10 protein-coding genes are annotated in these 15,202 nt (G+C 41.1%); 9 read left to right on the plus strand and 1 reads right to left on the minus strand.

All coding sequences use genetic code 11. From position 1 onward, the window contains the following. The 9 genes from JWR87_RS06690 to JWR87_RS06730 all read left to right on the plus strand — a co-directional run. A partial coding sequence (locus JWR87_RS06690) for a hypothetical protein (RefSeq protein ID WP_297817259.1) occupies positions 1–247 on the plus strand: 247 nt, incomplete at its 5' end. Between the two features lie 517 nt (positions 248–764). Continuing rightward, complete coding sequence (locus JWR87_RS06695; protein ID WP_297817262.1) at positions 765–2,618, plus strand: DUF1080 domain-containing protein; 1,854 nt, start codon at positions 765–767, stop codon at positions 2,616–2,618. Positions 2,619–2,630: 12 nt separating this feature from the next. Continuing rightward, positions 2,631–4,661 carry a c-type cytochrome gene (locus tag JWR87_RS06700; protein WP_297817265.1) on the plus strand — a complete coding sequence of 677 codons (2,031 nt, stop codon included), beginning with the start codon at positions 2,631–2,633 and terminating at the stop codon, positions 4,659–4,661. 79 nt (positions 4,662–4,740) lie between these two features. Further along, complete coding sequence (locus JWR87_RS06705) at positions 4,741–5,511, plus strand: DUF1080 domain-containing protein (RefSeq protein ID WP_297817268.1); 771 nt, start codon at positions 4,741–4,743, stop codon at positions 5,509–5,511. A gap of 129 nt (positions 5,512–5,640) precedes the next feature. Next, on the plus strand, positions 5,641–8,985 hold the full coding sequence (locus JWR87_RS06710) for a VCBS repeat-containing protein (RefSeq protein ID WP_297817271.1): 3,345 nt from the start codon (positions 5,641–5,643) through the stop codon (positions 8,983–8,985). Between the two features lie 82 nt (positions 8,986–9,067). Continuing rightward, the gene (locus tag JWR87_RS06715; protein WP_297817274.1) at positions 9,068–9,628 is read left to right on the plus strand and encodes a hypothetical protein; all 561 of its coding nucleotides are present in this window, start codon (positions 9,068–9,070) and stop codon (positions 9,626–9,628) included. 295 nt (positions 9,629–9,923) lie between these two features. Next, positions 9,924–11,273 (plus strand): vanadium-dependent haloperoxidase, encoded by a 1,350-nt coding sequence (locus JWR87_RS06720; RefSeq protein ID WP_297817277.1) that lies wholly within the window; start codon positions 9,924–9,926, stop codon positions 11,271–11,273. A 27-nt stretch (positions 11,274–11,300) separates the two neighbouring features. After that, complete coding sequence (locus tag JWR87_RS06725) at positions 11,301–12,377, plus strand: hypothetical protein (RefSeq protein ID WP_297817279.1); 1,077 nt, start codon at positions 11,301–11,303, stop codon at positions 12,375–12,377. A gap of 222 nt (positions 12,378–12,599) precedes the next feature. Next, positions 12,600–13,907: an amidohydrolase gene (locus JWR87_RS06730; protein WP_297817282.1), complete on the plus strand. Its 1,308-nt coding sequence runs from the start codon at positions 12,600–12,602 to the stop codon at positions 13,905–13,907. A 39-nt stretch (positions 13,908–13,946) separates the two neighbouring features. On the opposite strand, the gene JWR87_RS06735 is transcribed toward JWR87_RS06730, so the two are convergent. Continuing rightward, entirely contained in the window at positions 13,947–14,897 is a 951-nt protein-coding gene (locus JWR87_RS06735; protein ID WP_297817285.1) for a carbohydrate kinase, read from the minus strand. Between the last annotated feature and the right edge of the window lie 305 nt (positions 14,898–15,202).

A 15,202-nucleotide genomic window follows, 5' to 3' on the forward strand; every position in this document is an offset into this window, starting at 1 on the left:
AAATTTGGATATTGTAATGGGGGGCAACTTTTACGAGTCCAAACCAGAGGTGGGTATCTACGACGCCAGTTATGGAGTGTTTTTAAAAGGCGATGGAAAAGGTGGCTTTAAATCAGTAAAAATGGAACACAGCGGATTTAAAGTCAGGGGTGCCATACGAGGCATTAAAACAATAAGAGCCGGCAAATTTACCCTTATGCTGGCTGCTTTAAATAATAGTAAAGTGAAAGTTTTCAAGATTAAGTAATCTTGAATTTAAATAAAGTAGCAGTAAATGATAAAAAAGGATATAGCATTTTATAGAGGAATTTAGAAAACTGTGGGATGATGGGTGCCATAAAAAACTGAAGTAGAAGTGAGTGACACAACAAAAGACGATTAATGGCAAATGTTGGAAAACCGAAAATTGGATAAAAATTGTAAGGGCTTTTTCTTTTCAATGCTTTAAGATGTGTTTCTTGATAGACATACAATAGTTTGGTTTTATTGAAAATGAATTAGACGGAATTTTTTGTGGGAATATTATTTCGTAAATCAATAACTTTCATTTTTAATTGAGCGACTACTTAAATTGATTTATGCCTGCCTTTCTTTCAACGTATGTTTTACCTTGCATCCATTGTATAAATGCAACATTCAGAATTTCAAGCACAGATCCTCCTATAAACATGCATCTCTTCTGATTACTAATGATTTCAACCCTTATTTGATTTGCCAACCTCAATCACTATTTATAATACTTTAATTACTATAACTTGAAACACATGAAGTTTTCGTTTTCTTGTTTTCCGTTCAGGTGTATAAGGGTAACTTATACAACAAAAGCAATTCTTTTTATTGCTGGTGTTATAGGTTACCAGATTCTTCCTGCTCAGAATACTTTGCCCCTTACCGACCTTTCTTTTTTTCAAAGCCCTGGTGCTACCTGGAGAGTGGCGGGAGATGTGAAGGCCGATCTGGGAAAAAATGCAGTTTTAACTACAACACCGGGAACGGGAGTTTTGGTAAACCTTACAGACTTTAATAACGTGGGTCGTGATCTTGTCTCGAACATGCAGCACGGCGACGTGGATCTTGAGCTGGACTACATGATGGCTAAAGGGTCAAACTCTGGAATTTATCTGCAGGGTCGTTATGAGATTCAATTGTTAGATAGCTGGGGAGTAATAAATCCTAAAGCAGGCGATAATGGTGGCATTTATGAGCGTTGGAACGAAGGAAAGCCAGATGGTCAAAAGGGATATGAGGGACACGCTCCCAGGCAGAATGCAAGTAAGGCACCCGGTTTATGGCAGCACATAAAAATATCATTTCAGGCCCCGCGGGTAAATAATACCGGCCTTAAGCTGGAGAGTGCCAAAATATTGCGTGTAGAGTTGAATGGTGTGTCGATACAGGAGAATGTGGAGCTTTCGGGCCCGACAAGAGGTGCACTGGGTAGTGACGAAGTAGCCTTAGGGCCACTACGGTTACAGGGAGATCACGGGTCTGTTGCCTTTAGAAATATTAAGGTAACGACTTATGATAAACCCCGTCCGGAATTGATTGATTTGAAGTATAAGGTATATAAAGGAAAGTTTGAAACACAACCGGATTTTAAAAAGTTGCCTCCTGATGCTGAAGGATCTTCTGTAATTCTTTCATCTAATATCAGCAAATTAGAAAATGAGTTTACCATAGTGTACACAGGTACTCTTAGGGTAAAGGAGGCGGGAGATTACAATTTTAATCTAAGCCTTTTGGCAGGAAGAGGATCGATGACCATTAATAACAATGTTGCAGTAACTGTAGGCCAGCAGAGGGGACGGGGAAAAGTTACTTTACCGGCAGGAGACCTTCCGTTTCAGTTAATATATTCAAAAATTTTTGATTTTGCCAAGCCTGCTTTGGGGCTTGCCATTGCCGGACCCGGGATAAGAGAATACCTGATTAGTGATGCAAATGTGGCTTCTGGTGATCCGATAGATCCTATTTTAATACACGCACCAGTAAATACCATCCTTCGAAGCTTTATGGATGTTGACACCATACGCGTTACGCATGCTGTAAACGTGGGAAGTCCATTGGAAGTTAACTACACTTATGATCTTGACAAGGGGATGATTGTGCAGGCATGGCGCGGAAGGTTTTTAGATGCTACTCCTATGTGGCATTCGCGCGGCGATGGATCTTCAAGACCTTCTGGTTCCTTACTAAAATTTGGCACCCCAATAATGGCTTTACAAACACTAGGTTCTGCTACGGCAGCGTGGTCCTCTGATACCGCAGGTACCGGTTATCGCCCAAAAGGATACATTATTGATGGCGCAGACCGACCCACTTTTCGCTACCAGATTTACAACGCGATGGTGAGTGATGTAACCAGGATAATGGATAAAAACGAAGGCCTTCATCGCGAGATATCCGTTGTTGGAGCTGTTCCAAACTTATATATGCGATTAGCTGAAGGTGATAAAATTGAAACAGCCGCAGAAAATCTTTACCTGGTAAATGACAAATCGTATTATGTACGAATAGATGATAGTGGAACAGGTAAAGCGATAATAAGAGATTCCAACGGTCGCAAAGAACTACTTGTGCCGGTTCAAAGCAAAATAAGTTATTCTATCCTTTTTTAAATTATAGCAAAAATGATTCGTTTTAATAAAAATGTCTTCAGTAAAATGCTCCCTGTTGTGTTGCTAATGGTAGCAATGTCAGGATGGAAGACTGAAGGATGGGCACAGGCAGAAAGTGCTAAAGAAGAAGATTATTTCAAAATAATGAGGGTGCCTGCACCGGAAGGTATCATACTTGAAGTAGGCGGCCTTTGTACTCTTCCAAACGGAGATGTAGGCGTAACTACCAGGCGCGGAGACGTTTTTATAGTAGAAAACCCAACCAGCCCACGTCCCTACTTTAGAAAGTTTGCCAGCGGCATGCACGAGGTGTTGGGACTGGTGTATAAAGAGGGTGCATTGTATTGCGCCCAGCGTGGAGAGCTAACAAAACTTGTTGATACAGATATGGATGGTAAAGCAGACGTATATGAAACAGTGTATGCCTGGCCGGTATCAGGAAACTATCACGAATATAGCTTTGGACCAAAATTGGCACCTGATGGTTCTTTCTTTGTAACACTTAATCTCGGATTTCCTGAAGACTGGTGGCACCCAAGAAGTTTTGTACCGTGGAGAGGCTGGGCGCTGAATATTAAGGAGGATGGTAGTATGGAACCGTGGGCAACGGGGCTACGTTCTCCTTGCGGTATAAGCATGATAGACGGTGAATTGTGGTATACTGATAACCAGGGCGATTGGGTAGGATCGGGTAGCCTGAAGCCTATAAGAAAGGGAGCTTTTTTAGGTCATCCTTCGGGGTTGGTTTGGGCCAATTTACCAAACTCGCCCGTGAAGGTTAGGCAGGAGCAGATATTGTCGAAAATAAATCCGAGGCTGGACGTAGATAAAGAGGGCCGTCCGGTGAAGCCACCAAATATCGTGAACGAACAGTTTATGACCCAGGCAGATATGAAGCAATTTGTACCCGAACTACAGGCGCCCGCGGTTTGGTTACCGCATGGTATTTTAGGAATATCTAATTCTGAAATCGTAAAAATACCGGAAGGTTCTTTTGGCCCTTTTGCTGGTCAGCTGTTGGTAGGTGACCAGGGGCAGAGTATTATTGATCGTGTGTTTATGGAGAAAATTAATGGCGAATACCAGGGAGCTTCATGGGCGTTTAGAAGTGGCTTTCAATCAGGCATCGTTCGGTTAGCGTGGGCGAAAGATGGTTCGTTAATGGTTGGTGAAACAAATCGTGGTTGGGGATCAGCAGGCGAAGCCACTGAAGGACTTCAGCGACTGGTATGGAACAATTCAATTCCATTTGAAATGAGAGCAGTTCGTGCAATGCCTGACGGCTTTGAAATTGAGTTTACAAAACCCGCTGACCGGAAAACAGCAGAAGATATAGCTTCTTACTCTGTAGAAAGTTACACTTATAAATATCATGCTGTATACGGTAGTCCTCCTGTTAGTACCCAGAAGTGTACAATTACCGGCGTAAAGGTTACAGCTGATGGAATGAAGGCAAGAATTGTAGTCAGTAACCTCCGCAAAAATTTCATTCATACAATCACCATTAACGGCGTTCAGGATAAAGAAACTTTCTTTTCCCTGGTTCACCCGGTCGCTTATTATACCTTAAATAATATTCCCGAAGGAAAAAAGCTTCTTAGCAGTGAAGTAAGTACAAAGAACTCGGGCAAGGGCGGAAAAGGATCTTCACTTCCTTCAAAAAGTACTGTTCCTGTTCGTTACAAAAATACAAAAGGTGCTGCTGCAAATCCTGCCACCTCAGGTCAGGAGCCCACTACCGCTACACCAGGCTCATCAAAAGCAAGTGCAACGAAAGCCCCTACATTTGCAGAAGTTAAAAACCTTTTGCAAAAAAATACTTGTCTCGCCTGTCATAACACAGACACTCGACAAGTGGGTCCTGCTTACAAAGAGGTTGCTAAACGCAAGTATACCGTTGCACAAATTGTTCAGTTAATTCACAATCCAAAACCCGAACATTGGCCTGATTATTCCACTCCAATGCCGCCCATGCCACAAGTACCAAATAGCGAAGCGCGTAAAATTGCAGAATGGATAAATTCTCTAAATACGTCTAAATAAAAAAAGGTAAATAATAGTTTTCAGATAAATAAAGCAAATACTAATAAACCGGATTTATAGTTTTTAAATAAAATACAAGATGAAAAAATTTGTAATTATTGCAGCCATTTTAACGGGAGCGTCAACCATCGCAGAGGCTCAGGCACCTCAAAGAGCGAGGCCCGAAGAAACAGAATATTACTCTCCCGTTCCCCCGGTGGTTACACCCGGCACCGGTTTCAGTGATGCTCCTTCTGATGCCATCATTTTATTTGACGGAAGAAACCTTGACCAATGGATTAACTCAAAAGACTCTACCGCTGCAAAGTGGACACTTGGCGATAACGTAATGACAGTGAATAAGAGCATCGGCGACATTCAAACCCGCAGTTCTTTTACCGATTACCAAATGCATATTGAATACAAAATACCAGCTAACATTACCGGATCAGGTCAGGCCAGGGGTAATAGTGGAATATTTTTGGCCACACTACCATGGGGATCGGGATACGAATTGCAGGTGTTAGACAATTATAAAAACACTACTTACGTAAACGGACAGGTGGGAAGTATGTACAAACAGGCTGTTCCCCTGGCTAACGCAAGTAAGAAGCCGGGCGAGTGGCAGACGTACGATATTGTTTGGACGTCGCCAAAGTTTGATGACCATGGTATATTGAAATCTATGGCCAGAGTTACAGTTCTTCACAATGGGGTGCTTGTACAAAACAATACTTCTTTGTTGGGTGATACGCCTTATATCGGTCAGCCATCTTATAGAAAACATGGCGCTGCACCTATCAAGCTGCAATCGCACGGAGATAAGAGCGAGCCGATAAGTTACAGGAATATTTGGCTGAGGCCTTTGTAGGATTAAGGTGACCAACTTGATAATTGACAAAGCTGCTGATTGGCTTTAATAATTCGAAATAAAGTAAAAAAAGAAAAGCTGTTACAAATGTGACGGCTTTTCTTTCTAGAAGAAAGGCCTTACATAATTATGCATTATTGGAAAACGCTTAGATGCTCCGCCGGATGGACAGGGTTCCTGATTGTTATTTTTTTTGGTTGTAATTCACGTCATGAAAAGCCTGCTGCTTTCAAAGTGTTAAACAGTAAGCAAACGGGGTTGGAGTTCACAAACAAGCTTACATCGACCGACTCCTTCAATTTGTTTGAGTACATGTACTTCTATAATGGCGCCGGTATTGGAGCCGGAGACTTCAATAGCGACGGACTCACCGATCTTTTCTTTTCTTCGAATCAGGGAGCAAACACATTATACCTTAACACAGGCAAGCTGCATTTTAAAGATGTTTCTGTAGCAGCGAAAATACCAACTGAAAATGCATGGAACACAGGTGTGTCTGTAGTAGATATAAATAGCGATGGGCTCTTAGATATTTACATTTGCCGCGTAGGGAAATATGAAATATTAAAAAGTCACAACCAGTTGTTGGTCTGCCAGGGAATAGATAAGAATGGTACTCCTTTCTACGCAGATAAAGCCCGGGAGTTTGGATTAGACTTTTCGGGATTTAGTTCACAGGCTGCTTTTTTTGATTATGATTTGGATGGAGACTTAGACATGTTCTTATTGAATCATTCTATCCACGAAAAAGGCAATTATAGCCCGAGGAAAGATTTTGCCGGTTCTTATCATCCGCTCTCCGGCGATCGTATGTACCGAAACGACGGTGCACGATTTTCAGACGTGACACGTGAGTCTCAGATTAATAGTTCTGCTATTAGCTATGGATTGGGAGTTGTAGTGGCAGATATTAATCTCGATGGCTATCCTGATTTATATGTTGGAAATGATTTTCATGAAAATGATTATCTATATATCAATCAAAAAGACGGCACTTTTAAAGAAGATCTTAATGAGCAAATAATGCATACCAGTCGTTTTAGCATGGGCGTAGATGCTGCCGATGTTACCAACGATGGGTTCCCGGAAATTATTTCTGTCGATATGTTGCCATCCGATCCATTGGTTCTAAAAAGGTCTCTGGGCGAAGACGAGTACGATATATTTAACCAGAAGATTGAGTTCGGATATAATTACCAATACAGCCGCAACAGCTTACAGTACAATCGGAGGAACGGTATGTTTAGTGAGGTCGGCTTTTACACAAAGGTTGCCGCCACAGACTGGTCGTGGGCGCCTTTATGGGTCGATTTTGATAATGATGGTTTGAAGGATTTATTTGTTTCTAATGGTATTCCTAAAAGAATGAATGACATCGACTACATTAATTTTATTTCGAGCCAGGAAGTGCAACAAAAGATACAGGATAATAAGATGAATGAGACGGATGCTATCTTAATAGACAAATTCCCTAAAATAAAAATTCCTAATAAATTTTTTAAAAACAATGGTGATTTGAAGTTTGAGGATGTGGGGGAAAGTATTGGCGATGATCAAGCTACTTATTCTAATGGTGCTGTTTATGCGGATTTAGACAACGACGGCGACCTGGATATAGTGGTAAATAATATTGATGAACCTGCCCTCGTGTATGAAAATACAAATAGTGATTTCAATAAAACCAGGTCGCTCAACATTAAAATAAAAGGACCAGACAGAAATCCAGATGCGTTAGGTTCAAAAGCTGTTGTGTTTGCAAATAATGGAGTAAGAGTTTATGAGAAGTTTCCAGTGCATGGGTTTCTTTCAAGTATGGAAACACCTTTACAGATAGGGTTAACCAATACGCGCGTAGACTCTATATTTTTCATTTGGCCCGATGGTACTTTTCAACCTGTAAACCTTTCAAAAGATACGGCTGCTGTTTCCATCACTTACCAGAAAAATCTTCCTGCATTTGATTACAGAAAAATAACCTCTTTTAAAAAATTCGGCAGCTTTCCCGTTGCAGATATAACTGCTACCATTGGCCTTAATTTTCGTCACATTGAGAACCCTTACAGGGAATTTGATCAGGAGCCGCTGCTGCCCCATATGTTTTCAACAGAGGGACCTGCATTGGCAGTTGCAGATGTAAATCACGACGGTACAGAAGACATATTTATAGGTTCTTCAAAAGGACAGAAAAGTGCAGTATTTACACAAAACAATAGCGGAGGCTTTACTAAAATAACTGTACCTGCAATAGATAATGATAGCACCTATGAAGACGTATCGGCAATTTGGGCCGATATAAATAACGATGGAAATGAGGATTTAATTGTAGCAAGCGGAGGTAATGAACAGGTAGGCAAAGAAAGCTTTCTTGCCCCCAGGATATACATGAACGATGGCAGGTTACATTTTACCGTTCTAAATAATGCTTTCGACCATATCCACGTAAATGCCTCCGGCATTGTAGCAACTGATTTTAATAACGACGGATATTTAGATCTTTTTCTTACCGGTAGAACGGTACCATGGAGTTATGGGGAAATACCACGCTCGTACCTGCTGCAAAATGATAAAAATGGGAAGTTTACAGATGTCACTTCTTTATATGCAAAAGAGCTTTTAAATATTGGGTTTGTTACTAACAGTGTCTTAAATGACATTGATAAGGATGGGGACCAGGACCTGTTATTATCACTGGAGTGGGGAGGGATAGTTGCGTTTATAAATGACAAGGGAACATTTATAAAACGTATCCTGACGGATAAAATGGGTTGGTGGAATTTTGTTACACCTGCTGATCTTGACAACGACGGAGACATAGATTTAATAGCTGGAAACCTGGGTTTAAACAGCCGGTTAAAAGCATCGGAAAAGGAGCAGGTTAATTTGTATTACAATGACTTTGACGGTAACGGCAAGAACGAACAGGTTATGACTTATTATGTAAATGGAAGAGAAATTCCCTTTTCGAGCAAGGCGGAGTTAGAGAAGCAAATACCCCTTTTGAAGAAAAAATTTTTGTATGCGAAGGATTTTGCAAAAGCTTCACTCAACGATATATTTTCTCAACAAAAGCTTGACGAAGCGAGGAGGCTGTCCGCTAACTATTTTTCAAATTCGATTCTCATTAATGATGGAAAAATGAATTTCACTGTTAGACCAATGCCATGGGAAGCACAGTTTTCATCGTACAAGGACGCTGTTATAGTAAATGCAAATGGAGATGATTTACCTGACATCCTGGTTGTTGGAAACTATTATGAAAATAATATTGAAATGGGTAGGTCTGATGCGGACTTTGGAACCCTTCTCTTGAATAGAGGAAACGGTTCTTTTGCTTGTGAAAGCTTGAATGGCTTTAAAGTGAAAGGTCAGGTACGTCGTGTTGGGAAAATGAAAATACAGAAGAAAGACGCCTATATACTAGCCAGGAACAATGATAGCACTTTAGTTATCAGGTTTCAGGGTAACAATAAATAGTTTGAGATTTAACCCGCCATGCTTAAAAAAAATTAATTGTTTTTGCAATTAGTTACAGAATTCCTATTTTTCCTGACGAATTGTGAAACAACCTGGTGCCATACTACTGATTGCTATCTTCCTATTTAATCTTTTTGGTTATAGGCTAGTCTTTAATTACGCTCAACAGCAGTCAGATGTCAGACTGGAAGCTTCATTCGATAAGAATGATTTTGAAGAAGCTGACTTAATTGCCATAAAAGTTCCCCTCTCTCTTCCTTACCTAAATGATCAACAGAATTTTGAACGCATTGACGGTGAAATTACCGTTAAGGGCAAAATATATAAGTATGTAAAAAGGAAGATTACTAATGGCAACCTCGTTTTGTTATGCTTGCCCGACCATAACAAAATGAGCATAGAATCTGCAAAACACAATTTTTTTAAAAATGCAAATGATATAGCTCAAAACGATAATTCTAAAAAGTCGAATAATTCGAAAGGATTTTTTAAGAATCTTACAAGCGATTACGATTATCATATTACAGCCGCCACACGTCCGTTTTCAGCTTTGAGTGATAGCCTTTATTACTTATCTCCACAACTAAACTATTTACCTTCTTCACCTCATTCTTCGCCCGAGCAGCCCCCCGAGTTTCTATAACTCAAGAAGCGCGAAAGCATGCTTGAAAGCAGCTCTCGCTCAAGCGGTTTTACTTGCTTTCTCAACGGTCAAATTTTTACTTGCACCTACTATTTTTCTGCCTACTGCAATCAGCGGTTGAAAGCTTTTTATTCGATATTCTGCCATCTCGTAAAGCGTTCCAATTATAAAAGTGCAATAGAAGTTGAGATTTAGAAACCGTTGAAGTGTGCGACGCAACGATGTTGCTGTATGTAGTTGGCCTGCAACCAAAAAAGTTTATCCTAAAAAATATCAATTTAATTCTACGAGAACTATGCGAACAATAATTTTTGCTTTGTTGACAATGTTTTTGCTACAATCGTGCAAAAATTCGGGAGAGTACCTGGCAGTTACCCATGATCCTTTTTTATATAGCAAAACAGTAAAGAAGCTTAACGACATTGTGTTGGAGAACAATTTTCCTCCGATGATTGCAGCGCGCAATTATGCCTATGCAAACATTGCTGCTTATGAGGTCATTGCCGCAGGGGATAATAGTTATCCATCACTTGCCGGACAAATTCATGGTCTTATCGGTGTGCCTAAACCAAAGGCTGCCAACAAAGTCGATTTTCCATTTGCTGCTTTGCTGGCATTTTGCCAGGTAGGTAATGCCGTAACCTTTCCTGAAGGAAGTATGGATGTTTATGTAGATGAACTGAAAAATAAAGCAAAAGATGCGGGGATGCCTTCTGAAATATTTAAAGGTAGCGTGGGGTATGCAAGCCTTGTTGCAGACAGTATTATGAGCTGGAGCAAAAAGGATAACTACGCACAAATTCGCAGTTCAACGAAATTTACAGTTACAAACGAAGAAGGAAGGTGGATACCAACCCCACCGATGTATGCACAGGCTGTAGAACCACATTGGATGGAAATACGAACCCTCGTTCTTGACTCTAGTTCTCAATTGAAACCTGTTCGCCCGCCCAGGTATGATCCAAAAAACATCTCCAGCACTTTTTATAATGCCATGATGTTGGTAAAGCGTACGGTAGATAGCCTGACACCAGAACAAAAGCATATGGCAGATTTTTGGGACGATAATTCATTTAAATTAAACGTGAATGGTCATGTAATGTATGCTACCAAAAAGTTTTCTCCGGGCGGCCATTGGATGAACATTGTCGGTATACTAGCAGCAACTCAGAAATCGGATTTTAATACCACGGTTTCTGCTTATGCTCAAACCTCTATTGCCTTGTTCGATGCATTTATAAGTTGCTGGGATGAGAAATTCAGAAGCAACTATATCAGGCCCGAAACCGCCGTAAACAAATACATTGATCCGGAATGGCAACCTTATATTCAAACTCCGCCATTTCCTGAATACACCAGCGGCCATGCGGTTATTTCAGCAGCGGCTGCTGAAGTTATGACACGTTATTTTGGAGACAATATTAGCTATACCGATACTTCAGAGTTGGAGTTCGGCATACCCAGTCGTTCTTTTACGTCGGTTCGTGCAGCAGCAAGGGAGGCTGGAATGTCAAGGATATTTGGAGGCATACACTTTAAATACTCCTGCGAGGTAGGGCATGAAACGGGTGTTAAGGTAGGAGAACTTGTTTTACAACGTTTGAAAATGAAGGACTTTAAAAAAGGCTTCTTAGCCAAAAATTAAACTAACGACAACCTCAACTAAACGATTATGAAAAAAATATTATTAAGCTTGTTCACTCTTTTTGCTTTCATATTAACTGCAACTCATTTGCATGCACAAGGTTGCGTCGCCATTCGAAGCACAGGCGGATATTGTAGTATGCAGCAAGCCGACAGTAGTAAATGGCAGCTCACTATAAATAACAGGTACTTCAAATCTTTTCGTCACTTTGTGGGCACCGATGAGCAAAAGCAGAGAATGGATTTGGGCACTGAAGTCATCAATCATTCAACCGCTACTGATATTGCCATTACACGAAAGTTAAATTCAAGATGGTCGCTAATGTTAGATATGCCGATTCTTTCAAATGCCAGGTCGTCTTTGTACGAGCACGCAAATATTGGCAGAAACACTACACGTTCATTTGGCCTGGGAGACATGCGTGTTGTATTATATAGCTGGCTCTGGAACCCTGAAAAAAAGTATAAGGGAAACGTTCAGGTTGGTTTGGGAGTGAAGTTGCCTACGGGAGACTACAACTACCAGGATTATTTTAAATTAACAGACAGCACAAAAAGGTTGGGCCCTGTTGACCAATCTATCCAGTTGGGAGATGGAGGCACAGGTTTAACGCTTGAAGTAAATGGGTTCTATAATCTTTCTCATGGTTTGGGCCTATATGGAAATTTTTATTACCTAAGCAATCCCCGCGAGCAGAACGGTGTTTCTACTGCACGAGGAGGAACTGCAACGGCAACTGCAATATTAAATGGTAGTGATGTAATGAGTGTTCCTGACCAAATGATGATAAGGGCGGGAGTAAATTACATGATCAATCGCCTCACTGTTTCCGCTGGTCTTCGCCAGGAATCTATACCGGTGTATGATTTAATTGGGGGTAGCAATGGCTTCAGGAGGCCAGGTAGAATTTTGACAGTAGAACCTGGTGTAACTTATAGTTTACCTAAGGTGAGTGTTTTCGCTTATGTCCCTACCTCTATTTCCCGTAACCGTACTCAGAGTGTAGCGGATAAAATAGCGACAGCGCGCACGGGAAGATTTACTCAAGGCGATGCCGCTTTTGCTGATTATAGTATAAATATTGGGGCTTCCTTTAGGTTTTAAGAAAATCATTAAACCAGTTTTAAACCCTTTGAGCCTTGGCTTGAAGGGTTTACTTTTTTACATCATAACATACTTTTTTTGTTACTATACAACCGGCCTGTTTTCAGCATTGTTGTGTCACTCACTTCTACGACAACTCTTTATTCAGCTTTTTTACTTACTCAATTTGAATTTTTTCTGTGAAGTCAATGTTGTAGATTAGTCGCTTTAACCTATGATTTTATGAAGAAGTACTTTCTCTCGATATCCGTCTTAATCTCCATTTCCTCATTTGCTCAAAACGATGCTCGGCGTACTAAAGTAATGCAATCTGCCAATCAGCTTGAGCAAAAGGTTATAGCATGGCGCCACGATTTTCACGCACATCCCGAACTAGGTAACAATGAAATTCGCACTGCCGATATTATTGCAAAACATTTGCAATCGTTGGGGATAGAAGTAAAAACGGGGGTTGCAAAAACAGGTGTTGTTGGAATACTCAAAGGGGGCAAGCCAGGGCCGGTTGTGGCATTAAGAGCCGATATGGATGGACTTCCGGTTATTGAAAGAACCCCGGTACCATTTGCCTCAAAAGTAAAAGCAACATACAACGGACAAGAAGTAGGCGTGATGCACGCCTGTGGCCACGACACACATATTGCCATCCTCATGGGGGTTGCACAGCTTCTATCAGCAATGAAAAATGATTTGAAGGGAACGGTAAAGTTTATTTTTCAACCGGCTGAAGAAGGTGTACCGGCAGGCGAGACAGGCGGGGCAGAGCGCATGGTTAAGGAAGGCGTACTTGAAAACCCGGCGGTTAATGTGGTATTTGGATTACACATTAATTCGCAGACCGAAGTTGGTAAGATAACTTACCGGCCGGGGGGCATAATGGCCAGTGTAAATGACATGAAGATCACTGTGAAAGGTCGTTCTGCACATGGCGCCTATCCATGGTCATCCATCGACCCTATAGTTGTTTCTGCTCAAATCATTAATAACTTACAGTCCATCGTTAGTCGTAACCTAAATGTTACGGAAAACGCAGGCGTGGTAACTATTGGCTCTATACATGGGGGCAATCGTTCTAACATCATTCCCGAGCAGGTCGAAATGCTTGGAACTGTAAGAACGTTAAGTGCAGAAGATGAAAAAATGTTTATTCAGAGAATAAAACAGGTAGTTACAAAGACTGCCGAAAGTGCCGGTGCTTCCGCAGAAGTTCTTATCCCATACTCCAACCATTACCCTGTTACTTTCAACAATATTTCTTTGATGGAAAAAATGTTGCCGTCTTTGCAAAAAACGGCAGGTACAGAAAATGTGCGGTTAAAAGCGGCGGTTACAGGTGCTGAAGACTTTTCTTTTTTCCAGGAGAAAGTTCCGGGTCTTTTCTTTTTTTTAGGCGGAATGCCTAAAGGCGTTAATCCGCTAACGGCTCCCTCTCATCATACGCCTGATTTTTTTATAGATGATAGCGGCCTTTTATTAGGCGTAAAGGCGTTAGCAAATCTTACCCTTGATTACATGGACCTGCCCACCAGGTAACGCTCTTTTTAAAGCCACTTTCCTGATGTAGGAGATCTTTTAGTTAAAAATGTCGCTACTTAGGTGTTTAAATGCTTCCATTGCGCCCATATACTCACAAGTTCTTGCACCGGCTTTATTGGCATTGTAAATGATCTGTTGCCATTCCTCTAATGACATTGCCCGGATGCCAGAAAGCTTTTTATCACTTAACTGATGTAGTACTGCGCCTACAAATGCATCGCCGGCGCCAGTAGTATCTACAGGTTTTATAACGATGCTTTCAAGGATGTATGTGGTATTACTAAAACCCAGCATTGTACCTTCTTTGCCCAGGGTAATTGCAAAAACACCATTTGTTTTTTGCAGCAGGATGTTTGCTGCATCTGCTACAGTAAGTGTACCGGTAAGCAACATAGCTTCTTCATCGCTTAGTTTAAAGAAGTGGCAGTTTTTTAGAAAATTCCAGGACTGCTCAATAAAACTTTCCTTGTTATGTTGAAAGAGCAGGCTTCTATAATTAGGGTCGAAACTGATAAAGATGTCTTGCTGTAAACAATCCTGCAGTAAGCTTTGGTAAGTTGATTGTAGGGGGCCAGGTAAAAAAGCAGTGGCAGATCCGAAATGAACAATAGAAAAGGAGGGGAGGTTAATTTCTTCTATCTCCTGCGTTTTCAACTGTCCGTCCGCCCCCCGATTAAAATAAAAATCTCTTTCCCCGTTTTCCATTAGAGAGACAAAAGCGAAGGTTGTGAAATTACTTTCATCTTTAAGCATCCATTCGGTACCTACCCCGAATGACTTCATTACATCTATCAAATGATGGCCAAAAGGGTCCGAACCTACCTTGGCAGCTAGTTCAACCTTACCTCCCAGCGCACCGATTGCGGCAGCTACGTTGGCAGGTGCACCGCCGGCTTTTTTTAAAAAATGCTCACCTTCACTTAGCGATTTGCCGACATCAGTACAAATCATATCAATTAATGCTTCTCCAATGCAAAGAATTTTCATATGGCAGATTTTGGGATAGGGCTTTTAGCCGTGTTGATCTTTAATTGTCTCACTTGCTTGTACACTTTGTACTTTGTTGGGCGTTCATGCTGACCATTCTTCCACTTGTTAATAGGCCGGATAACAGCTTCGCTGAATATAGGAGCAGCTGTACACGAGTGCGACGCAACGATGTTTAATAAGATTTCCAGGGACGGGTCAGGCAAGTTTTTCGTTTTAAATAATTCCCTGACACTTTCGAATTTCGCGAAAACTCTTTTGTGCCATTTTGTTAAACAAAGACAGGGCAACTACCTAATAAACAT

The sequence above is a fragment of the Segetibacter sp. genome, from assembly GCF_025963695.1.
GTDB lineage: Bacteria > Bacteroidota > Bacteroidia > Chitinophagales > Chitinophagaceae > Segetibacter.

Excerpts from the sequence above, each read along its gene's own strand:
- JWR87_RS06735 (WP_297817285.1), bottom strand. The coding sequence starts at position 14,897 with ATGAAAATTCTTTGCATTGGAGAAGCATTAATTGATATGATTTGTACT.
- JWR87_RS06700 (WP_297817265.1), top strand. The coding sequence starts at position 2,631 with ATGATTCGTTTTAATAAAAATGTCTTCAGTAAAATGCTCCCTGTTGTG.
- JWR87_RS06725 (WP_297817279.1), top strand. The coding sequence starts at position 11,301 with ATGAAAAAAATATTATTAAGCTTGTTCACTCTTTTTGCTTTCATATTA.
- JWR87_RS06710 (WP_297817271.1), top strand. The coding sequence starts at position 5,641 with ATGCATTATTGGAAAACGCTTAGATGCTCCGCCGGATGGACAGGGTTC.
- JWR87_RS06695 (WP_297817262.1), top strand. The coding sequence starts at position 765 with ATGAAGTTTTCGTTTTCTTGTTTTCCGTTCAGGTGTATAAGGGTAACT.
- JWR87_RS06730 (WP_297817282.1), top strand. The coding sequence starts at position 12,600 with ATGAAGAAGTACTTTCTCTCGATATCCGTCTTAATCTCCATTTCCTCA.
- JWR87_RS06705 (WP_297817268.1), top strand. The coding sequence starts at position 4,741 with ATGAAAAAATTTGTAATTATTGCAGCCATTTTAACGGGAGCGTCAACC.
- JWR87_RS06720 (WP_297817277.1), top strand. The coding sequence starts at position 9,924 with ATGCGAACAATAATTTTTGCTTTGTTGACAATGTTTTTGCTACAATCG.